General features: G+C 35.1%; 18 protein-coding genes. 11 read left to right on the top strand and 7 right to left on the bottom strand.

The window, feature by feature from the left end; all coding sequences use genetic code 11:
• Positions 1-107 precede the first annotated feature (107 nt).
• Both Q5N69_RS01205 and Q5N69_RS01200 read right to left on the bottom strand, forming a co-directional pair.
• A complete protein-coding gene (locus Q5N69_RS01205) occupies positions 108-2,393 on the bottom strand; it encodes a TonB-dependent receptor (protein WP_304366846.1) in 2,286 nt (761 codons plus the stop codon).
• 79 nt (positions 2,394-2,472) lie between these two features.
• A complete protein-coding gene (locus tag Q5N69_RS01200) occupies positions 2,473-3,690 on the bottom strand; it encodes a phosphopentomutase (RefSeq protein ID WP_304366844.1) in 1,218 nt (405 codons plus the stop codon).
• 415 nt (positions 3,691-4,105) lie between these two features.
• Between Q5N69_RS01200 and udk the strand changes: the two genes are divergently transcribed.
• The 5 genes from udk to upp all read left to right on the top strand — a co-directional run bounded on the left by udk (position 4,106) and on the right by upp (position 8,657).
• Positions 4,106-4,747, top strand: a complete 642-nt coding sequence (udk, locus tag Q5N69_RS01195) for a uridine kinase (RefSeq protein ID WP_304366842.1) — start codon at positions 4,106-4,108, stop codon at positions 4,745-4,747.
• Positions 4,748-4,775: 28 nt separating this feature from the next.
• Positions 4,776-6,026 (top strand): NupC/NupG family nucleoside CNT transporter, encoded by a 1,251-nt coding sequence (locus Q5N69_RS01190; protein WP_304366840.1) that lies wholly within the window; start codon positions 4,776-4,778, stop codon positions 6,024-6,026.
• Positions 6,027-6,080: 54 nt separating this feature from the next.
• A complete protein-coding gene (gene deoC, locus Q5N69_RS01185) occupies positions 6,081-6,854 on the top strand; it encodes a deoxyribose-phosphate aldolase (RefSeq protein WP_304366838.1) in 774 nt (257 codons plus the stop codon).
• A gap of 43 nt (positions 6,855-6,897) precedes the next feature.
• Complete coding sequence (locus Q5N69_RS01180) at positions 6,898-7,476, top strand: thymidine kinase (RefSeq protein ID WP_304366837.1); 579 nt, start codon at positions 6,898-6,900, stop codon at positions 7,474-7,476.
• A gap of 554 nt (positions 7,477-8,030) precedes the next feature.
• Positions 8,031-8,657, top strand: coding sequence for a uracil phosphoribosyltransferase (upp, locus tag Q5N69_RS01175; protein WP_304366836.1), 627 nt, complete (start codon positions 8,031-8,033; stop codon positions 8,655-8,657).
• Between the two features lie 158 nt (positions 8,658-8,815).
• On the opposite strand, the gene deoA is transcribed toward upp, so the two are convergent.
• From deoA to Q5N69_RS01160, 3 genes are all read right to left on the bottom strand, one after another.
• Entirely contained in the window at positions 8,816-10,129 is a 1,314-nt protein-coding gene (gene deoA / locus Q5N69_RS01170) for a thymidine phosphorylase (protein ID WP_304366834.1), read from the bottom strand.
• 45 nt (positions 10,130-10,174) lie between these two features.
• Positions 10,175-10,591, bottom strand: a complete 417-nt coding sequence (locus Q5N69_RS01165; protein WP_304366832.1) for a cytidine deaminase — start codon at positions 10,589-10,591, stop codon at positions 10,175-10,177.
• 413 nt (positions 10,592-11,004) lie between these two features.
• Positions 11,005-14,109 (bottom strand): TonB-dependent receptor, encoded by a 3,105-nt coding sequence (locus Q5N69_RS01160; RefSeq protein WP_304366830.1) that lies wholly within the window; start codon positions 14,107-14,109, stop codon positions 11,005-11,007.
• A 714-nt stretch (positions 14,110-14,823) separates the two neighbouring features.
• Between Q5N69_RS01160 and Q5N69_RS01155 the strand changes: the two genes are divergently transcribed.
• The 6 genes from Q5N69_RS01155 (at position 14,824) to Q5N69_RS01130 (ending at position 20,725) form a co-directional block, all read left to right on the top strand.
• Positions 14,824-15,507 carry a TetR/AcrR family transcriptional regulator gene (locus Q5N69_RS01155; RefSeq protein ID WP_304366828.1) on the top strand — a complete coding sequence of 228 codons (684 nt, stop codon included), beginning with the start codon at positions 14,824-14,826 and terminating at the stop codon, positions 15,505-15,507.
• 78 nt (positions 15,508-15,585) lie between these two features.
• Complete coding sequence (locus Q5N69_RS01150; RefSeq protein ID WP_304366826.1) at positions 15,586-16,722, top strand: endonuclease/exonuclease/phosphatase family protein; 1,137 nt, start codon at positions 15,586-15,588, stop codon at positions 16,720-16,722.
• A gap of 24 nt (positions 16,723-16,746) precedes the next feature.
• Positions 16,747-18,132, top strand: coding sequence for an alkaline phosphatase (locus Q5N69_RS01145; RefSeq protein ID WP_304366824.1), 1,386 nt, complete (start codon positions 16,747-16,749; stop codon positions 18,130-18,132).
• 157 nt (positions 18,133-18,289) lie between these two features.
• Entirely contained in the window at positions 18,290-19,165 is an 876-nt protein-coding gene (locus Q5N69_RS01140) for a GyrI-like domain-containing protein (protein ID WP_304366822.1), read from the top strand.
• A 190-nt stretch (positions 19,166-19,355) separates the two neighbouring features.
• Entirely contained in the window at positions 19,356-20,384 is a 1,029-nt protein-coding gene (locus Q5N69_RS01135; protein ID WP_304366820.1) for a YHYH protein, read from the top strand.
• Between the two features lie 65 nt (positions 20,385-20,449).
• On the top strand, positions 20,450-20,725 hold the full coding sequence (locus Q5N69_RS01130; RefSeq protein WP_304366818.1) for a hypothetical protein: 276 nt from the start codon (positions 20,450-20,452) through the stop codon (positions 20,723-20,725).
• A gap of 74 nt (positions 20,726-20,799) precedes the next feature.
• On the opposite strand, the gene Q5N69_RS01125 is transcribed toward Q5N69_RS01130, so the two are convergent.
• Together Q5N69_RS01125 and Q5N69_RS01120 are read right to left on the bottom strand one after the other, a co-directional pair.
• Positions 20,800-21,477, bottom strand: a complete 678-nt coding sequence (locus Q5N69_RS01125) for a response regulator (RefSeq protein ID WP_304366816.1) — start codon at positions 21,475-21,477, stop codon at positions 20,800-20,802.
• 1 nt (position 21,478) lies between these two features.
• Positions 21,479-22,918, bottom strand: a complete 1,440-nt coding sequence (locus tag Q5N69_RS01120; RefSeq protein ID WP_304366814.1) for an ATP-binding protein — start codon at positions 22,916-22,918, stop codon at positions 21,479-21,481.

The raw sequence follows: 22,918 nt of genomic DNA, 5'->3' as shown, positions 1-22,918 counted from the left end.
AATTAATGTTTAAAGCTTAAATAAAATATAACTGAGCTTATTAAAACTCAGTTGATTAAGGTTTAACCTATTAACTTTTAGCTCATGAAAGTTTAAATATTATTCGTTTAGAAAAACGATACTTTAAACTCAGCACCAACAAAGCGCTCTTCATTTACAATAGCTGTATTGTTACTGAAATCTACTGCCCCAATAGCTTGTTGCTCATCAGTAATGTTACGTACAAATAACGCTACGTCATATTCAGTATCATCACCATCCCATGTGTAACCTGTACGGAAGCCACCTTCAAATAATGATTTACCTTTAAACTCTTCAGACTCATATAAGAAGAAGCTAATTTCATCTCTATAAGACCAATCGGTATAAGCGTAAAACTCACCATCACCAATTTCTTGGTTATAACGTGCTGTAAATGAGTAAATCCATTCAGGAGCATGAGGTAAGCTGTTACCGTCTACAGAAGCCAAGGTAGTACCATCAACAGTAAAAGTTGGATCAGTTACTGTACATTGAACACAAGTAGGAACAGCTAACTGATCATCTTTGATTTCAGTTTTGTTGTAACTTGCACTTGCGGTAATAGACCAGTTATCGTTTAACAGAAACTCAGAGTTAACTTCTAAGCCGTAGCCTGTTGTTTCGTCAGCATTAAGTAAGCTTGCTACGTTACCACCACTACCACCAACTGATGTTAGTTGCTGGTCATCCATAGTGAAATAGAATACTGTTGCATTTAAACGACCAAAGCCATCTAAAATATCTGCTTTAATACCTGTTTCGTAAGACATGATCGTTTCAGAATCAGCTACAGAAATACTCTCATCAAAAGCAAATAATGAACGCCCTTGTACACTTGGTGCACGGAATGTATCAGCAATACGAGCATATATATTAGTGTCAGCATTTAACTTATGAACTACACTTAAATCCCAACTTACATGAGTGTCGCTTGGGTTAACTGAACCTGAAGCTTCATCAGGGAAACCTAAGAAACCTAGTGGTGTTTGAGTTCTGTTATTTTCATACTCTTTTTCATCGTCAGAATAACGTAAACCTAATGTTACTGAAGTTGCATCAGAAATATCATAATCAAAAGAACCGAAAATCGCCCAAGCGGTAGTGTCTTGCTTCTGCACAACATAACCTGTTTGATCACCATCACTAAATACTGGATCGTAAGCAAAACTTTCAATGGTTAAATCTTCATTAAAGTAGAAAGCTCCTACTTGAAAGTTAAAGTTACCATCGTAGTTAGAGCTTAAACGAATTTCTTGTGTTAACTGTTCATGATCTGGAATTGCATCAGCTGTTTCAGAATCTAATGAAATAACACCAGGACCCATTGCTGGAGCAAATGCGCTACCGTAACCACCATCAACATCAGCACGAGAGAATAATTCAGCACTTTCATAGCCACTGATTGATGTTAATACATAATCACCTAAATCAAATTCTAACTTTAAGCTTCCGCCTTCACTTTCAACCTGTTGTGTAGCACGTGACGCAGAGTCATGTTGTACCGTATCACGATCAAAAGAGTCTACAAGATCGCTGCTAGCAGGCTTAAAAGCATTAGCATAAAAAGCAACTGGCTTACCGTCTAAATCACGTGTGTGATAGTTAAATAATGCAGAAAAATCATCGCCTTCATATAAGAATTGAATTCTTGCTGCTTGGTCTGTGTAGCCACCTAGTACATCTTTCTGTTCAAAGCCTGGTGCAACGTTATCAATATAGTTGTCACGGTCTTGACGTAAAACAGAGATACGGGCAGATAAGTTATCAGTTAAACCACCACCGACAGCACCTCTGAAATCAGTCGTATTTTTGCTACCGTAAGATAAAGACGCAAAGCCTTCAAATGTTTGAGAAGGTTTTACTGAATCAAATTTAACAAGACCAGCAGGTGTATTACGACCAAATAAAGTACCTTGTGGCCCACCTAAAACTTCAACACGTTCAACGTCAAATACTGGAAAACCTTTTAAAATTGGGTTTTCTTGTACTACGTCATCTACTACTAAAGATACAGGTTGAGAAGCATTCAAATCAAAATCTGAATTGCCTAAGCCTCTCATATAAAAACGAGGGAATGTGCGCCCAAACGAAGATTCAACAGATAAGCTAGGTACGCGAGCATTCATAAAACGAATATCCATAGCCGCAGAGCTAAATGCGTCTAAGTTTTCGCCTTGTAAAGCTGAGACTGATACAGGAACTTCTTGTACATTTTCAACTCTTTTACGAGCTGTTACTTCAATAACTTCTAAGCCTTTAACTTTAACTTCTGGAGCTTCTTCAGCAGACATTGCTTGTGTAGCCATTAAGCTACTTGCAGCAACAACTGCTTGAATACAAAGTGCTATAGAACTTTGTTTAAATTTTCGCATTACATATTTCCTCTCGTGATATTTTTAAATACTTCATGTTTCAAAAGTTTATATAGTTATTATTAATTTTTATTATTTATTATTTTTTTAAATTCAATTCTTTATAAAAACTGGTTCCGTACGCCATCGCCTCTAAATTAAATAGCTCTGCGACTGTTTGTCCTAAATCTGCAAATGTAGTTCTTTCTCCTAGATTTACCGATTCAATATTATTGTGGTACGCAATAATAGGAACATATTCACGTGTATGATCATTACCAGGCCAAGTTGGGTCACAACCATGATCCGCAATAAAGAACAAAACATCGTCATCATTTAACTGATTAAAAATATCAGGTAAACGTTTATCTAAATATTCTAAAGCTTCAGCATAGCCTACAGGATCTCGTCTATGTCCAAAGTCTTGATCGAAATTTACAAGGTTGGTAAAAATAAGGCTATTATCTTTGGCCGTATTAATATGATCAATTGTTGCATCAACTAACGCAGGAATACCTGTCGCTTTAGTATTTGTGCTAATGCCTTGATGAGCAAAAATATCAGCTATTTTACCTACACTGTGCACTTCACCACCGTTTTCAGTATGTTTATCTAATACTGTTTTTGATGGTGGTAATACAGAATAATCTCTACGATTACCTGTACGAACAAAACTAGCAGAGTCCTCACCAACAAATGGTCTCGCAATTACACGACCAATGTTGTGTTCATCAAGAACAGTTCTTACTTTTTCACAATAAGCGTATAAATTATCAAGACCAAAATGCTCTTCGTGAGCCGCTACTTGAAACACACTATCTGCAGACGTGTAACAAATTGGCAAATTAGTCTTTATATGCTCTTCACCTAATGCAGCTATAATAGTGGTGCCTGAAGCATGACAATTACCTAACATGCCATTATAACCTGTTTCAGTATTAATAGTCTCGATTAAAGATGCAGGAAAGCTATTTTCACGCGCATCAAAATAGGTCCAATCAAATAAAACAGGAACACCCATCATTTCCCAATGACCACTTGGCGTGTCTTTACCCGTACTTATTTCAGCAGCGTAAGCGTAAGCACCTTTGGTTGACTCACCACCTATATAAGGGAAATTTCTTCCCGAAGCTTGCTCGCATGCTTTAACTAAACCTAGCGATGCAAAGTTAGGAATATTAATCGCGGTGTTCTTTTGGTCGAAAAATTCTTGAGATAAATTAGCAAATGTATTTGCGTTTACATCACCAAATTTTTCGGCATCGGGTGCGTGACCAATACCAAAACTATCTATTACAAATATTATTGCTCTTGCCATTTTATTTCTCAGTCATTCTAAAGTCAGTTAAATAATAGTAAGTGGATTATTAACAATCATTAACTAAAGTGCCATTTTATATTCTTAATCGAAATAATAAAGACAAGTTAATTAAGCATTAAATCACATCAAAAATCACTACCAATAATGAATAATCATACATAAATTACATTATATACTAGTTTAAACATGACCAATTGGTCAATATGTGATAATTTATATAAATAGATAACGATTAATAGCGCTTCATGGTAAATTTATATTTATAACCAAAATGTAAATATGAAATCATTTTATTAGGCTAATATTACTCTTTTTAATAACAACAGTTTGTTATACTCACTGGTTGACAAGTATAGAACTCACCATGTTATTAATAACATCAACATCATAATGAATACTTAAAGGCACCGTTTTGATACAAAACAAACCTACAATTATAGCAATTGCCGGAGCATCGGCTTCGGGCAAAACATTATTTGCGCAAACTATTTATAAAGAGTTATTACCTGAATTAGGTCGTGAAGGTATTTCAATCCTTAAAGAAGATTCGTATTACAAAGCTCAAGACCATCTTAAGATGGAAGAACGAGAGTTAACAAATTACGATCACCCTAACGCTTTTGAACATTCTCTGATGAGTGAACATCTTCATCAATTAGTAGAAAACAAAAGTATTGAATGCCCTATTTACTGCTATAAAACTCATACAAGAACAGCAGAAACTATAACGGTTTCCCCAACCCCTATCATTCTAGTTGAAGGTATTTTACTGCTGACAAACCCAGAATTACGTGAAAGATTCCACATAAAAGTTTATATGGACACACCTCTCGACATTTGTTTAATTCGCAGAATTAAGAGAGATACTGTAGAACGTGGACGCAGTATAGAATCAATCACTAATCAATATTTAGAAACCGTACGTCCGATGTATAACCAATTTATCGAGCCTTCAAAACTTTGGGCTGATATTGTTATCACTCGTGGCGGTAAAAACAGAATGGCAATTGAAGTAATTAAAGCAAAAATACGTCAATTAATAAGTCATAAATAATTAATAACAATAAAAAGTAGAGGATTTTATGGATCTTGGCGCATTTAAAGGTATTTTTGGGATAGTATTTCTCATCGCTGTTGCAATATTTTTATCCCATAACAGAGCTAAAATTAATTGGAGAACCGTTGGTTTTGCTTTTGGTTTACAAGTGCTCTTAGGTGCATTCGTACTCTACATTCCTTTTGGTAAAGAAGCTTTAGTTTCAATAACCAGTGGCGTACAACAAGTTATAGACAGTGCCAAAGCCGGTATCAACTTCCTCTTTGGCGGTTTAGGCACCGATGCTATGTTTGCTAATGGTGTTGGTTTTGTTTTCGCTATCCGTGTTCTCCCCGTTATTATTTTCTTCTCTTCTTTAATCGCTGTTTTATATCACCTAGGTATTATGCAATGGGTGATACGAATTATTGGTGGTGGTTTACAAAAACTTTTACACACCTCTAAATCAGAATCTCTATCTGCAACTGCCAATATCTTCGTTGGTCAAACTGAAGCCCCTCTTATTGTTCGTCCTTATATTTCAAAAATGAGTCAATCTGAATTATTCGCTATTATGGTAGGTGGTTTAGCCTCGGTAGCTGGTAGTATAATGGCTGGTTACGCTGGTTTAGGTATCGATCTTAAATACTTAATTGCGGCTTCTTTCATGGCAGCACCAGGTGGTTTATTAATGGCCAAAATCATTATTCCTGAAACTGAAAAGTTAAACAGAGAAAGTAATAATGATGAAATTGAGCAGGTTGATGAAGAAGAAAAGCCTGTAAATGTTATAGATGCAGCAGCAACAGGTGCTACATCAGGCCTAAAATTAGCAGTAAATGTTGGCGCTATGCTTCTTGCCTTTATTGCGCTAATCGCCTTATTAAATATGATAATGGGCGGTATTGGCTCACTCTTTGGTTACGATCACATCACTATTGAATGGATGTTAGGTTACATTTTTGCACCTATCGCTTACGTTATAGGTGTTCCAGCCAATGAAATGTTGCAAGCAGGTAGTTTTATCGGACAAAAAGTTGTTGTAAATGAATTTTTTGCTTACGTAAACTTTGTTGAAGTTAAAGATTCGTTAAGTGTTGGTACTCAAGCGATTGTAACGTTTGCTTTATGTGGTTTTGCTAACTTATCGTCTATCGCTATCTTATTGGGTGGTATTGGTTCAATGGCGCCTAATCGTAGACCAGACATAGCTAAACTAGGTTTAAAAGCAATGATTGCAGCAACACTTGCAAACTTAATGAGCGCCGCTATTGCAGGTATCTTCATTACTTTGTAATGATTGAACCTCACAATAATTAACTAAATAATTTTAAAATTAAGAAACATTAACATGACAGATAAAAAAGAAATTGCAGCCTTATCGTTATCATTAATTGATTTAACTACATTAACTAACAATGAAGTAGATAGTGATATTATTGCTTTGTGTCAACAAGCTAAATCGTCTGTTGGTGAAACAGCTGCGATTTGTATTTACCCTAAATACATACCAGTAGCTAAAGCCCAATTAGCAAAGCAAAACACGCCTAACATTAAAATTGCAACGGTAACTAACTTCCCTCACGGCAACGACAATATCGAATCTGCGGTAAGTGAAACACGTGAAGCAGTAAGCTTAGGCGCAGATGAAGTGGATGTGGTATTTCCATATAAAGCTTTAATTGCAGGTAATGCTGATGTTGGTTTTGAATTAGTTAAAGCCTGTAAAGAAGCTTGTGGTTCAAAGGTTTTACTTAAAGTAATTATTGAATCAGGTGAACTTGCCACGCCAGAGCTTATTAAACAAGCGAGCGAAATATCGATTAATGCCGGTGCTGATTTCATTAAAACCTCTACAGGTAAAGTTGCAGTAAATGCAACACCTGAAGCGGCTAAAATCATGTTAAATGTTATTAATGAGTTAAACCCTAACGTTGGCTTTAAAGCTGCTGGTGGTGTTAAAGATGTTAATGATGCAGAAGTTTACCTAAGCTTAGTATTTGATATTTTAGGTGCATCTTGGTTAAGTAAAACTCACTTTAGATTTGGCGCAAGCAGCTTATTAGGTAACTTATTAATTACTCTAGATCAAGATGTAGAAAAGCCAGATGCTTCAGCATATTAATTAATACCTATTTGGTATAACACTCTTTTAGGTAAACAGTATCATGGCACAGCTTTATTTTTATTATTCAACAATGAATGCAGGTAAATCCACTCACCTATTGCAATCAGCTTACAACTATTCTGAACGTAATCTAAACACGTTATTATATACAGCTAAACTTGATGACAGGTTTAAAGAAGGAAAAATAGCGTCCAGAATAGGACTACACGCAGATGCTCATTTGTTTGAGAAAGATACGCAATTGTTTGATGAAATTAAACTTGAACACAAAAATAAAAAAATTGATTGTGTGCTAATAGATGAATCACAATTTTTATCAAAAGAACAAGTAAAACAGCTAACCGACATAGTCGACACTTTAAATATTCCTGTACTTGCCTACGGTATAAGAACAGATTTCTTAGGTGAAACATTTTCTGGCAGCGCAGCTTTACTTGCATGGGCAGATAAATTAGTTGAACTAAAAACAATTTGTCATTGTGGTCGTAAAGCTAACTTTGTTATACGTTTAGATGAAAATGGCAACCCAGTTAAAGACGGTGAGCAAGTAGAAGTTGGTGGTAATGAACGATACGAACCTTTATGTAGAGCTCATTTTAAAACGCTGGTTTGGTCTTAACATTCCATAAGCACTCCCTTTAAAAAATGATGTATTCAATGTTCACTGTTATATTTTATTAGAGATGAAAACCTTTTGATCTTGATGAGTAATCTATAATACCAAGTTGATTAATTGACCACTTAGCGAGAATTAAAAGGTTTATAGGCACAGGTTCATAGTTCCAGACTGTACCTAAGCACCTACATCCATGTAGGCGAGGCAGTGATTGAAGACGACACCATGGATGGTGGAGGTAGAGCGACTCAGGAGACAAAGCCGAGAATGGTTACTCTCTTGTCAAAATCAATAACGAAGTAAACAAGCCTTTTAAACTCGCCTTTGGGAGCTCATTAGCAAACTGATAACTGCACAAAATTACGGATAAATAGAATAACTATGTTTAAATAATGTTGTTTGTTCTAAGTCTGCTAATGTAGCTCTAAGTTGAACAATTTATTGATCAAATTGGTATAAAAGTACATTCTAAGCACAAGCTGCTATATCTAAAGCTAAAATATCTACAAAAACACAGACCCTAATACTTTATAAATTCACCAAGGACACAGCTAACCATGGCTATATTCGAAAGCACACATCCGCTTGTTAAACACAAAATTAGTTTATTAAGAAAAGATTCAATTTCAGTAAAGTCTTTCCGCGAGCTCACTAGAGAATTAGCAACCATGCTTACCATGGAAGCAACCACTGAATTAGCTCTTGCTGATCAAGAAATTGCTTGTTGGTCTGGTGATATTTCTACACCGTTACTTGCTGATAAACAACCGACACTAATTCCCATCTTAAGAGCTGGCTTAGGCATGTTAGATGGTGCACTAACCATCTTACCTTGTGCAAAAATAAGTGTTGTGGGTTTACAAAGAAATGAGCTAACACTGCAACCAGAAAGCTATTATGAAAATGTAGTTTCAGACGTTAATGTGCGTACAGCTATCATTATCGATCCTATGTTAGCGACTGGCGGTACGGCATTAGCAACTATTGAACTTTTAAAGAAGTCTGGCTGTAAAAACATTAAAGCGATATTTTTAGTAGCTGCACCTGAAGGCATTGAGCTATTACAAAAAAATCATGCTGATGTTGATTTATTTATTGGAGCAATCGACGACAAGTTGAACGAAAATGGTTACATCTTGCCTGGCTTAGGCGATGCCGGTGATAAGATTTTTGGTACTTTATAACCTAAAGTAAACGTGTAATTTTGATCAAGCACTTGCTTGGCTTTCGCTAAATTGGTTTGGATTAAATTATATTTCAGTAAAACCGATACAAAAAGGGCGCTATTTAGCGCCCTTCTCGTTCATATGATTTTACTTTGTAGCAAAGGATATAGGTAAAACTAATCGATAATCTTATAAATTACAGGTACAGCTTCAGGCTTACTTTCACTAATAGATAGAGCCGTTAAGTATTCTTGGCTCGCTTTAGCTGCTTGATCTTCATCCGCAGCATGAATTCTAGCAACAACGTCACCTCTGTTGATCACAGTACCTACAGGTAAAATGCGATCAAAACCAACGGTGTGATCTATCATTTGACCATTCGCTGTTCTGCCACCTTTCATACCAACAATCGACATACCAATATCGCGTGTTTGCATTGCTGAGATGTAACCTGAATGTGTAGCTACAACGTCTTTAATCACCTTGGCTTTATTCATTGACTCCCAAGGTGCTTCCATAAGGTTGCTTGGACCACCTAAAGCAGCAATCATTTTAGAGAATATTTCTGCTGCTGCACCACTTGATAGTGCATGGTTAATCTTTGTTTTTGCTTCTTCTTCAGTCGCAGCAACCTTAGCACTGATTAACATAGATGTAGCTAATGCCACTACAACCGCATGTAATCTTGGCTCTCTTTGTTTACCTGTTAAGTATTTAACGGTTTCATACATTTCAACCGCATTACCCGCTGATGTACCTAGCACTTGATTCATGTCGGTAATAATCGCTTGTGTTGGTACACCTGCGCCATTAGCAACGTTTACAATACTTTGTGCGAGTTGGGTAGCTTTTGACATATCAGACATCATAGCGCCATTACCCACTTTAACATCCATCACTAATGAATCTAAACCAGCTGAGAGCTTCTTAGATAAAATAGAAGCCGTTATTAAAGGAATTGACTCAACTGTACCTGTTACATCTCTAATGCTGTACAAACGTTTATCTGCTGGTGCTAAGTTATCAGTTTGAGAGATAATAGCGACACCTACATCTTTAACAATACGTTTAAAATCTGCAATACTTGGTTGAACGTTAAAGCCAGCTATACTTTCTAACTTATCTGATGTTCCGCCTGTATGACCTAAACCTCGTCCTGAAATCATAGGAACATAGGCACCACAAGCTGCAACTATTGCAGCAAGCATAAAGCTAACTTTATCGCCTACTCCGCCTGTTGAATGTTTATCAACTACAGGTCCATCAAGTTCAGGCCAAGATAAAACATCACCCGAATTCATCATCGCTTTAGTGAAAGCAACAACTTCTTCAATTGCCATACCTTGTTGAAAGATAGCCATTGCCATAGAACCAACTTGTGCATCATTAAAAGTTCCATTAACTAAACCATCAACAAAGCCTTGAATTTTATCTTCAGACAAAATCAAACCATCGCGTTTTGTTCTAATAATCTCTTGTGGTAATAACATATGTTTTCCTTAATCTTTTATTATTATTGGACGAAGCCAATTAAATTAAATGTCTAATAAACTTTTAGGTGTAAAAGCGTCGGGTAATAACTCTGCAACGCTCCACAACTGATAATCACCTAAATGATTGGTAGACATTACCTCGGCTTCTTGAGGTAGAAATTCAGCAATAACTTGTCTACACGCGCCACATGGCGGTGTTAATTTTTCTTGTTCGGTATAAACAACTATTGATTTTATATTTTGCTCGCCTTGAATAACGGCATTAGCAATACAATTACGCTCTGCGCATACAGTTAAGCCATAAGATGCATTTTCAACATTACATCCATTAACAACCTTTCCTGATTCTGTTAATGCTGCAGCACCAACATGAAATTGACTATATGGAGCATAAGCTAAAGCATAAGCATCTTTTGCTGCTACAACCTGTTGCGTCCAATATTCGGGTATTTGTGACATGACCGCTCCTTATTTATTTGACCATTTAGTCAACTTATTATATTTAAATAAAAAATAAGTGCTAGCTTTTTATTTAACCAAAGACTAATTAATAAACCAAACTTGCTATAAGCCTTACTAGAGTTAGGTTACACATATAACCATATCATTAAAACAAGCTTATGTTTTTCTTTATTTATAACGCTTAAATAAAGAAATAAGGTTTTAATCAAACAACCAAAAATAAACAATAAGCCCTAACTACACCTGCTCTGGTTAGGGTTAGTGTTAGTGTTAGTGTTAGGTAATGTATTTATTAACAGCACACTTAGTTTTAACCTTGCTGACTATTTCAAAGCGCTTTAAAACAAAAAAGCCCTGAATAACAGAGTTATTCAAGGCTTTTATTAAGAGGTTAAGTTACGAAGTTTTAATTAAAATTCGTATTTAACACCAACTCTGATTTCCCAAAGTGAAGCATCAGTTTGTCTGCTTGATACACTTGGAGAAGTAAACTCGTTATAAGAGTATTGGCCTGAGTCAGTAATATCAGCTACCACAGCACCTTGTAAGAAGTTACCTTCTTTCAATACGCCCCAATCGTCATTCAACAAGTTACCAAAGTTTTCAATAACTAAGTATGCGCTTGCTTTGTGATCTGCAGTGAAACCAGGAAGTTCTTGCTCAACACGAACATCGAACTTAGTCCACCAACCGCCTTCAAGGCTGTTGCGATCAATAATTTGACCACGTGTTAAGCCTTCAGAAGCTATGAAGTTGTTAAATGCATCTATATCAAAATCAGCACCGTATACAACTGAACTATCACTTTCAGTTGGTATGTATAATAACTGACGGCTAGTGTCGTTATAGCCAAACCCATCTGAATCATTAGAGAAGTTATAATCATAACCATGCGTCTGCATTGCTTGACCGAACAAACTAAATTGTGTGTTTAAGCCATCAAAGAACTCTGTAGCGTAATTTACATTTAATGTAAATCTATGAGGGATCTCGTAATTAGATGTTGCTACACCTGGAGACGTTGGATCAGAAACCGCAATGCCGTGGTAATTAGAAAACGCTACAGAACTTGTCATTGGGTGAACATCTTTAGCATTTGTATATGCATAAGAAGCCGTTACTGATAAGCCATTTTCGTATTCTTTACTAAGTGCTAATGAAACTACAGTTGTTTCACCGTCGTCACCATCAACATTTGTTAGATAGAAATCATTATCAAAACCACGAGCACTATCATATAACGGTCTACCGTCTGGTGCTGTACCAAATTGCTCTGCTGCTAAATCTGTTACGATAGCTGAGTCTTTCTTATCAGTGAATAAGTAATCTGCGGTGATTACATATTCTGACTCAGTCACATAAGTAAGACCTAATGAATATTTCCACTCTGAAGGAATTTCAAAATCAGGATCTGTAGAGTTTGTACTTGAATCTGCAGTTCCTGTACTTACTGCTTCAATTGACTGAACTGGAATATCGTAACCTGCTTGTCCAGTACCGTCGAAAGCAATAGCGTCAGGGCCCAAGATATATGAATCTCTAACAGAACTATCTTGAATGTTACGCACACCATCATTTGAATAGCTGTTAGAAATCCAAACATTTGGATTACCACCAGAATATAGACCAACACCAGCGCGTACTTCTAATTGATCATCAACAGTCCAATTTAAACCCAAGCGTGGTTGAAGTAAATCAATACCGTCTAAGTTTTGAGAGTTTGAAAAACCATATCTTTCTTCAAAGTTTGGGTTGTAATTTGGTAAGTCATTACTTGTGTACCAGTCATAACGAAGACCAGCAGTGATAGTAATATCGTAAGACTCTAAATCAAATTTATCTTGAAAATATACAGTATTTAATGCGTAGCTGAATTCACCAGCCGCATCAGCAGGGTTAAGTGAGTTAGCATTACCGTAGTAAACATCATCAGCTAAACCATTTTCGAAATCATCAATATTGTTGAAACGTGTTTCAGTTTGAGAATGCTGAACGAATAAGTTAAATACGTCTAACTCTTCACGTTCGTAACCAAAATATAATTCATGATTATCTAAGTAGTAAGTACCCGCTAGTTTTAATGATAACGTTTCGTAGTTTAATTCATTTGACTGGCGAGAATCATCTGGGCCTAAGTAAACAGAAACATTATTCGCAGCACCAAGACGTTCAATTCTGAATTCACCAAAACCACTTGCTTGGTCTAAAGAAATTTGACGGTTATCTAGTTTTGAATAGCCTACACGAACTTCAGTTGAAAAATTGTCTGTCCAATCTGAATATAATGACGAAACGTAAGAATTAAATTCAGCACCACGTTCATAAAAATGATTAGATAAAGATAATCGAGTTGAACCTTCATCTGATTGACCAATTTCAAAACCATCATTGTAGTTATAAACAAAATTTAAACGGTGTTGGTCGTTAATGTTCCAATCTAATTTAACTAAGATTTTCTCATCATCAACAGGGATACTAGGAACCATAGTACCAGGATCATAATTATAATTATCTTTAGAGATTTGGATGATATTATCAATTTCACTTTGTGAAATAGCGCCGTTATCAAATGCAGAATATTGCATGATTTGCGCGCCATCTAATTTCTCATAGGCAGCAAAGAAGAATAGTGTATCTTCGATTAATGGGAAGCCTAGGTTAAAACCATAACGTTTTTCGTTATAATTACCTGTTTCAATATCATCGCCTTCTAAACTGTCACCTTTTAAAGAGTCACTTGAGTAATCAGCAAAAACACTACCTTTAAATTCATTACTACCTGACTTAGTTACTGCATTGATGTTACAAGAAGTAAAACCACCATATTGAACGTCAAACGGTGCTAATTCAACAGCAACTTGGTCGATAGCATCATATGAAAAAGGAATACGTACTGTTGGGTAACCATTACCGTTCAAACCAAAGTTATCATTCATACGTGCGCCATCAACAGTTAAACTGTTAAAGCGAGGGTTACCACCAGCACAAACAATTGCGTTTGAGCTAGATTCGTTAATATAAACACGTGGATCTACACGGATAACATCTTTAAGGTCACGACTTACTGATGGTGCTAGCTCAAGATCTTTTAAGTTAAAGTTTGAAGCTGGGCTGTTGCTGCCATAGTTTTTGTTAACTACTCGGCCTGTAACAACAATCTTTTCCATGTCGTCAGATTCTAATGCAACTGCAACTGGGTATGATTCACCTAAAGTTAAGAAAATATCATTTAATTCAGTATCTTCATACTTATCTGAATCAATTACAATTTTGTATGGTCCGCCTACACGTAAACCTTGGCTAGAAAAACTACCTGAGTCGTTTACAACTGTTGTTTTAGTTGACCCTGAAGGTACATGGGTAATTGTTACAACAGTACCTGCTGCTGGATTTCCATTTGGACCTGTTATTTGACCTTTAACACCTGAAGATGTCGTATTAGCCATTGCTGATGTTGACAAACCAAGAGCTAGTATTACAGCACCTGTAAGTTTTGAGATACGATGAGCTTTCATCATGTAATCCTTGTTTAAGTTTAAAATTTTGTTTTTTTAATGTTTATGTAAAATCTTGTGCAAATAGTTATATTTATTTTTATTGTTATATGATTCGACTCTGATTAAAGCAAAGTTTCGTTACATTTTCATTACATGTTTTCATATCTAGTTGAAACTTAGATAAAAACAACTTTACTTTTTCAATGTAAAAAAATCAAAATAAAAAATAAAGTTATTATAATTCAGTCGGATGAAGTAACTTTTCAATCATTACAGTATGATTTAAAAATTCATTTACGATATTAAAAAAATATTTTTTAAAACAAAAAAATATACTTAAAGATACAATATTTTTAAATAAACCAACTGGTCAACTTCTTAAAGTCAATTTTCTCATGCCATTCAAAATAGGTTATTCAACACTTACTCAAAAATAGACCTTCAGAACAAGATGAATAAAAAAATGATATTTATTAGGCAATAACCTACAATATTTTGATATAAATATGCTCTTGTTCGTTTAAAAGTTATTAAAGGGTTAAATTAGTCACGTAGTTATACAAAAATAAATTAATATTTCTGTCATTAAATTGTTTTAAAATAGTAGAAGTGCTAAAAAGTAATAGCTAATAAACAAACCATATAGTCAGCTATAAGGTTAAATGGTAGTTAAATAATAAGAAAAACAAAGGTATTCAGTCTGTTACTTTGATTAATGGAGTATTCAAAAGTATGAGAGAAAAGAATAAACTAACCAAACAAACTCACCTTCAACAAAAAGAGCAGAATATCAAAACTACAAAACAAGGCAGTATTAGAGAAAAAAGCCAAGATAAAATATTAGCTGCCGCACAAGAAGAATTTATCATTCAGGGCTATAAGGGAGCTACTGTACAGGCCATTGCTGATCGCGCAAAGTTACCTAAAGCCAATGTACTTTATTATTTTAAAAATAAAGAAAACATTTATCATGCTGTATTAGAAAGAACATTAGCGATGTGGGATGACGCCATTGGTGATATTGATCCCGATCACGGTCCTGCTGTAGCGATAGAAAAATTTATTGCTTCTAAAGTTCAATTATCTTTTAAAGAACCTGATGCTTCAAAAATTTATGCGATGGAAATTATTCAAGGTGCTCAACACCTAAAAGATTTTACTCGCACTTATCTACGTAAATGGGTAAGAGATAAAACCGCTTTATTTCAACATTGGATTGATAAAGGTGAGATGAACGATGTCGACCCTGTACATCTGATCTTCCTGATTTGGTCCACCACTCAACACTATGCTGATTTTGACAATCAAATATTAACAGTAATGAATCAAGCTGATTTTGAAGAAGAAGATTGCGATCGTGTTACCGCCTTTTTAACTGACTTTATATTACGCGGTTGTGGGCTTAAAAAAGATTAGCTTTAAAATTTAGGAAAAACATTGAAAATAATTACTCTACTGTTATCTCTTATAACTTTACTCACTACAGGTTTAAGCATGGCTAACGAAAACAAAGCAACTCAAAAACTTCGTATAGCGACATTCAATGTTAGTATGGAAGCGCTAAATTATCTTCCTTATGTGAAAGGTCAAACACCTAAAGTTGAGGGTAATGAATTAAGTTCACAATTAAAAAACAATCATCAACAAATAAGAAATATTGCTGAAATTATTCAACGTGTAAACCCGGATATTATTTTATTAAATGAATTTGACCGTGAAAATGACTCACACCAAGCTTTAAAATTGTTCATTTCTCAATATTTGAATAAAAGCCAACAAGGCCAAAAGGCAATAAACTTCCCCTATTTTTATCAAGGTTCCGTTAATACTGGTGTACCTACCCCGTTCGATTTAAATAACGATAAAATAAATGGTGACCCTATTAATGACACTTATGGTTTTGGCTATTTCCCTGGTCACTTTGGTATGGCGTTGCTATCAAAGTACCCAATTAATGAACAAGACATTAGAACTTTCCAACATTTCAAATGGAAAGATATGCCAAATGCTTTAAAACCTATTGACCCTAAAACAGGCAAAGCTTGGTATAGTGATGAAGCTTGGAACAACTTTAGATTATCTTCTAAATCACATTGGGATATTCCGGTAAAAGTTGGAGGTAAAACACTTCATTTACTAGCGAGTCATCCAACTCCTCCGGTTTTTGATGGTCCTGAAGATAGAAACGGTAAACGTAATCACGATGAAATTCGCTTATGGACTGATTACATCACACCAAATAAAAGTGATTACTTATACGACGACAACGGCGTTAAAGGTGGAATAAAACCTGAGAGTGCTTTTGTTATTATGGGTGATCAGAACTCTTCAAATGTTGATGGGGATGCTATTAAACAAGGTATAACCAATTTATTAGCTCACCCTAATGTTCAAGATACTAAGCCTAGTAGCCATGGGGGCAAAGCTAATAATTTGGATAACCCTTACAGTGAAAATCACACTGCACATTGGGGTATGCGAGCAGATTATGTTTTACCTTCAAAGAACTTTATTACCGTAATAAACTCAGGTGTGTTTTGGCCTCAACCAGAAGAAGATCAATTTAGGTTGATTAAAGATCGAGCTGCATCTTCAGATCATCGTTTAGTTTGGGTTGATATCAGCCTATAACCTTAAAATATATTGGATCCATTAATGAATAAAATACTAATAGCGTTAACTATTGCTGGTTTAACCATGTCATGTGGTAAAGAAACAAGAACAGTTGTAAAAGAAGTACAACCTGCACCGGTAGTTTCAACACCTAAAAATATAATTATGATTGTAGGTGATGGAATGGGACCAACCTATACTACTGCTTATCGTTATTTCAAAGATGATCCATCAACTCCACGAGTTGAAAACACTGTATTCGATAGACATTTAGTAGGTATGAGCAGTACTTACCCTGATACACACCATAATTATGTAACCGATTCAGCGGCGAGTGCTACAGCCCTTTCAAGCGCAATTAAAACATATAATGGCGCAGTTGCTGTAGATATGGATAAACAAAACGTTGAAACCGTATTAGAGCGTGCTAGAAGTCTTGGAATGAAAACAGGTGTTGTAGTTACTTCACAAATTAATCATGCTACGCCAGCCTCTTATTTATCTCATAACGATTACAGATATAACTACGATGCGATTGCCGACAGTTATATTGATAATGGAATTCAAGCAGACCTTTATCTTGGTGGTGGTTGGAAGTTTTTTATCAGAGAAGATAGAAATTTAGTAGAAGAATTTGAAGATAACGGCTTTAACTATATAGATAGTTATCAACTTTTAGATAGCGTTTCAACAGACAAACCTCTTCTTGGTTTATTTGGTGATAAAGGTTTACCTTGGGCGTTAGACGATACCAACAAGCATCGTTTATCAGCTATGACTAAAACAGCCACTAAACACTTAGAAAATGAAGACGGATATTTTCTTTTAGTTGAAGGTAGTCAAATTGATTGGGCTGGTCATTCAAACGATATAGCCTCAGCTATGGGTGAAATGGATGATTTCGCTAAAACCTTAGAATACTTAGAAACCTATGTAAAAGAAAACCCTGACACGTTAGTTGTGATAACAGCAGATCACAGTACAGGTGGTGTTACCTTAGGTGTAGATGGTGTTTTTCAATGGGATCCAAAAGTTTTAAGAACCATGACTCAATCACCTCAATCAATAGCAAATAAACTTGAAAATAATGATATTACTAAAGAATTTGCTAGCTCTTTATTCAACTTTGATTTGACTAATGAAGAAGTAACTCAGCTCATTAGTGTTAAAAACGACACCTTAAAAGATATTCAAGTAACAGCAATAACTGATATTGAAGCTTCTGAAAAAATCAGCATAAACAAAGAAATATATAAAACGGTTAAATTTATTATTAATGGCCGTACATTTACAGGTTGGACATCTTCAGGGCACACAGCTGCAGATGTTCCCGTTTTTGCTATGGGTAGTAACAAAGATTTATTTAATGGTTATCAAGACAATACAGATATTGCGAAAAAGATATTTAAATTATTAGGTGATAAATAGTCTGTAATTTGTAAAACACTCGCTACAAATTCAAAAGCTGAATAGAGATATTCAGCTTTTTTTATACCTTAAAAATAGCAAGAACTGTCAGGTAACGTCTAATAGTTTATGGCATTATCAAGTCAATAAAACATTTTTAAATCTCTGAAAATATTATATGAATACTAACAAACTCTACTTTAATAAAACCTGTAACTATATAGATAAACATTTAGATCAAAAATTGGCTTTAGATCAACTTTGTAAAATAGAGCATTTATCTAAATATCATTTTCATAGACTATTTCATCTTGAAGTAGGTTTACCCGTTTATCAATATATTAAATTACAGCGCATGAAAAAAGCCGCTAACCAAGTATATTATTATCACCATTTATCCATCACACAGATTGCTTTAGATGCAGGATTCGAAAATACAGAGTCTTTTTCTAGAGCATTTAAAAGTTTATTCTCAGTAACACCAACGCAATTTAAAAAGTCACCTAATTGGACACCTATTACAGAAAATATAAAGAGAGAAAATTCAACGATGAAATCTTCGCAAATTACTGATGTAAAAATACAATGGTTTGAGAAAACCCAAATAGCTAGCTTATCCCACAAAGGCTCACCTCAAACCTTACATACCAGTATAAAACGCTTTATTAATTGGCGAAAAGCACACCATACTACACCTGGACTCAGTAAAACTTATAATATTTTATATAACGATCCAAACACAACACCTGAAGACGAATATCAATTTGATATAGCGACAAATATCACTGAAAAAAATCTAACATCAGAAAATAATTTAAAAGAAAATAAACACGGTGTGAAACTCAAAGAAATACCTGAAGGTTATTGTGCTGTACTAAGATATTCAGGAAGTGACGATAACTTGGGTGAATTGATCAACTTGATTTACAGCGAATGGCTACCGCAAAGTGGGAAACAATTGCGCGACTTCCCTTGCTTTATTGAACGCGTAAAAATGTTCCCTGCAGTTAACCAAAATGAAGCTGTTACTGACATTTATTTACCTATTCAATAAATTGAAGATATAAAATTACCTACCATACTTAATAAGTTTAATTTAGCTGCATAACACGCAAATAAATATTTATAGCTATTTGTCCTGAACTCTTTATTCTTAATTTGGTCTGTTAAATATTCATTAATCTAAATAATAATTAACTGAATTAAATATAAAAAAACAGTGAAAGATCATAAGGAAATAACCGATGAACCTAATTAAACATAGTCAAATAGCTGGGATTGCTATTTGTATCTTCACCTTAGCTGGTTGTAATAAAACAGAAATAGCCGAAGTAACATCAACAACCTCTGAATTAGGTATTGATTTATCGCTTTTCACTAAAGGTGCATTTACAAAAACACCTAAAATTGTAGACTGTGAAACAGCCCAAGGCACCAAAACCACCTGCTATGAAATCATCACCTCTGGTGCTCCAGCAGGCAGAGTTCCAGGTCCTTTTTGTCCGAGGTCTACTGAAGACGGGGCTGATGTTTCTGGTAAGTGGTTTAATAATGAAGGAAAAGGTGATCTCGTTGATCTCACTGGACAATTCATTTTAAGTCTTGATGAATATTACGGTGATGAAAAGTGGGTACTTTACGATGCTAAAACAAATAAGATTCGCTACACAGCCACCAAAGCATCATGTTCAGGTGCTGCTCGACCTGATGTAGAGGAGCAATACAAACAAAACTGTATTGAATGTGAATTGTCTTATTTAGAAGATGACTTCAGCTTAACTTACCTTATTCCAACAACACCAATTCCTGCAAAAAAAACAGGCCGTGTGAGAACGGTTGGAATTGCACTCGATGGCACTGAACTATCGGGTCCTGCACCAATACAAGCTATATTAGGCAGTTATACCATAGCAGCTTTTGATGATTGTGGTGGGCACATTAATTTACATCAAGGTTATCATTATCATTCAACCACAGGTTGTACCGATACGGTAACAACAGAAGACGGACACGCGCCGTTAATTGGTTATGCTGTAGATGGTTATGGCATATATGTCATGAAAGATGCTCAAGGTAACGAAGAAACACTTGATGAATGTCGTGGAAACACGGATGAAACAAGAGGCTATCATTACCATGCAGCAAGCCCAAGCGAAAACTTGTTTATTGGTTGTCTTCATGGGGAGTTTGTTGATGCAGGTGGACCTCCTCCAGGCGGGCCTGATGGAAGAAAAGGTCCTCCTCTAGGGCATAAACCACCGCCAAGAGATTAAGTTAAAGTGTTATTAGAATTATTTCTAATGAATTAAAACATCTTAAACACAGCTCAGGTTAAGTTATGACAATTAAACAAAAATCAGCTATTACCTTATTAACAACAAGTGTTTTATGTTTTTTAATGGGCTACGCTAATGCTCATTCAGGACCATTAAACGAACTTGCAATAAAAGCTTGTGCAATAAAAGAAAAATCACAAATGTGTCGATATGAAGGAGGTCATAACGACCTCTATATTGGCACCTGTCAATATATGGCTGATAAACTAATGTGTGTGAGAAATCAGCCTATTCAGTTTATTGAACAAAGCAAAGAAAAAAAACAAACTAAATCATGAACATACTGATAATCAGTATGGACTTAACTAAATTTATACAACGTTCGTCATCAAGGTGAGAAAATACAAATCGACTATGTTGTTTTAAACTTATAACCCACACCATAAACTGCGGAAATAGGGTTTAGCCCTTCTTCAACCCGGTTGATTTTTTTACGTATATTTTTGATATGATTATCTATATTTCTATCAGACATATCTAAAGCTTGGTTATAGAGAGTATTAATAATATCTTCACGCGTAAACACTCGCCCAGCTTGACTTACAAAAAGCAGAAATATTTTAAATTCAACTGCGGTAAAACCTATATCTTTACCGTTAAGTAAAGCCACATAGTCCTCTTTTTGTACTTCAAAGCCTGATTGATGAATAATGTTAGCTGTTGGTTTATTAACTCTTCTTAACACAGCCTGTATTCTAGCAATCACTTCTTTAGGACTAAAAGGTTTACATATATAGTCATCGGCACCGAGGTTTAAACCTTCTAATTTATCTATTTCTTCACTTTTAGCTGTAACCATAATAATAGGTACACTTGAAAATGCTCTAATCTCTTTGCATACGGTAATACCATCAACTTCTGGTAGCATTAAATCTAGCAGTATCAAATCAACAGGGTTATGTTTTACAAAGTTAACAACGCCTTTACCTGAATTAAAATATTCAGTGCTAAAACCTTGTTGTTGGCTATAAGCAATGAGCACTTCAGCAATGTTTTCTTCGTCTTCCACAATCAGTATTTTATGTGTCATTTTATAGACCTAGAACGGGAAATGTAATTTTTACGGATAAACCGCCTAATGGTGAATCGTCTAATGAAATATCACCGCCATGAACTTCTACTATTTGTTTACATAACGATAAACCAAGTCCTGAGCCACCAAAATCTCTATTTCTTGATTTCTCAACACGGTAAAAACGTTCAAAAAGTTTACTTTGTTCTTCAGGTAAAACACTTGGTGCCGAATCTTGCAAAGTTATTTCTAGTTCAGAACCAAGTTGATTAATCTCTATACTTACTTGCCCGCCAGAATGAGTATATCGACAAGTGTTTTCGAGTAAGTTTAAAAACAACTGTTGTAATCTATCTTTATCACCGCTAAGTAAGCATGCTCCAAAACGTTGTAAACCTTGGCTGCTAACCTTTAAGTTGTGCGCTTTAAAACGTGCAGTATAACTATCGATTGATTCCTGAAGTATATTAACCACGTCAACATCAACCTTGCTATAAGTTAAGCTAGCTGTATCACTGTTAGCCAATTGAGCAAGATCATCAACAATATGGTTTAAATTATCAACCTGACTGATTAATAAGCTAATACGCTTTTCATCGGCAACAAAAACGCCATCTTGCACAGCTAATAAATGAGAGCGCAGAACGGTAAGTGGTGTTCTTAACTCATGAGAAGTATCAGATACCCATTGAAATCGCATTTGTTGATTATGTTCAAGAGTACCCGCTAACTCATTAAAGTTATTAGACAAGGTACCTAATTCATCTTTAGTAAGCGGTATAATTCTACTTGAAAACTCACCTTTAGTGAGAGCATTGGTGCCGTTCACAATTTGTTTTATTGGCTTGATTAAATGCTTAGACAAAAAAATCGCCATAACAAAAGCCAACAAAATAACGAATAAAGTGATCAGCAAATAACTATGAAGTTGTGCCGATAAAAAAGCTTCAGCTGGACTATTTTCAACTAAATTAGAAGGCACCAAACCTATCCAACCAATCACCTTGTTATTTAACAAAACAGCTTCGATATAAGGATTTTCATCTATATCAGCTCTTCCAACGACAACCTTTTTATCGCTATCATATAAGCTAATGCGCTTACCTGTCTGGAGTAAATCAGCAGGAATATTTAACCATAATAATGAGGCGGATTTTTTATCTGCACGTGCACTATCATCAATTTTTTTAGGTTTGTTTTTTGCCGTATTATTATTCTTTTTAGGCTCAACAATAGAGCGCCATAATTGTGTGTTTTTCGTGATAGGTTGCCAAGTTCCTAATTCAGAATAAAGCTGAGTCAATTGCTGTTTTACGTCTGAAAGATGCTTATGTTCTTCTTTTTCAACAAAGCTATTAAACTCAGTCGAAAAATTCAGATATATAAACACAAACATTAAGCCAACCAAGGTAATGTTTGTAGCGAAAAAAGCTAAAAAGAATTTATGGATTAACTTCAC

This window comes from Pseudocolwellia sp. AS88 (assembly GCF_030551755.1).
Lineage (GTDB): Bacteria > Pseudomonadota > Gammaproteobacteria > Enterobacterales > Alteromonadaceae > Pseudocolwellia.
The sequence above is the reverse complement of the archived record's forward strand: the minus strand, read 5'-3'. Positions and strand labels throughout refer to the sequence as shown.

Coding starts and splice junctions, on each gene's coding strand:
- deoC (WP_304366838.1), top strand. CDS start 6,081: ATGACAGATAAAAAAGAAATTGCAGCCTTATCGTTATCATTAATTGAT.
- Q5N69_RS01190 (WP_304366840.1), top strand. CDS start 4,776: ATGGATCTTGGCGCATTTAAAGGTATTTTTGGGATAGTATTTCTCATC.
- Q5N69_RS01205 (WP_304366846.1), bottom strand. CDS start 2,393: ATGCGAAAATTTAAACAAAGTTCTATAGCACTTTGTATTCAAGCAGTT.
- Q5N69_RS01160 (WP_304366830.1), bottom strand. CDS start 14,109: ATGAAAGCTCATCGTATCTCAAAACTTACAGGTGCTGTAATACTAGCT.
- Q5N69_RS01130 (WP_304366818.1), top strand. CDS start 20,450: ATGACAATTAAACAAAAATCAGCTATTACCTTATTAACAACAAGTGTT.
- Q5N69_RS01180 (WP_304366837.1), top strand. CDS start 6,898: ATGGCACAGCTTTATTTTTATTATTCAACAATGAATGCAGGTAAATCC.
- Q5N69_RS01200 (WP_304366844.1), bottom strand. CDS start 3,690: ATGGCAAGAGCAATAATATTTGTAATAGATAGTTTTGGTATTGGTCAC.
- Q5N69_RS01140 (WP_304366822.1), top strand. CDS start 18,290: ATGAATACTAACAAACTCTACTTTAATAAAACCTGTAACTATATAGAT.
- deoA (WP_304366834.1), bottom strand. CDS start 10,129: ATGTTATTACCACAAGAGATTATTAGAACAAAACGCGATGGTTTGATT.
- Q5N69_RS01125 (WP_304366816.1), bottom strand. CDS start 21,477: ATGACACATAAAATACTGATTGTGGAAGACGAAGAAAACATTGCTGAA.
- Q5N69_RS01165 (WP_304366832.1), bottom strand. CDS start 10,591: ATGTCACAAATACCCGAATATTGGACGCAACAGGTTGTAGCAGCAAAA.
- Q5N69_RS01150 (WP_304366826.1), top strand. CDS start 15,586: ATGGCTAACGAAAACAAAGCAACTCAAAAACTTCGTATAGCGACATTC.
- upp (WP_304366836.1), top strand. CDS start 8,031: ATGGCTATATTCGAAAGCACACATCCGCTTGTTAAACACAAAATTAGT.
- Q5N69_RS01135 (WP_304366820.1), top strand. CDS start 19,356: ATGAACCTAATTAAACATAGTCAAATAGCTGGGATTGCTATTTGTATC.
- Q5N69_RS01155 (WP_304366828.1), top strand. CDS start 14,824: ATGAGAGAAAAGAATAAACTAACCAAACAAACTCACCTTCAACAAAAA.
- Q5N69_RS01145 (WP_304366824.1), top strand. CDS start 16,747: ATGAATAAAATACTAATAGCGTTAACTATTGCTGGTTTAACCATGTCA.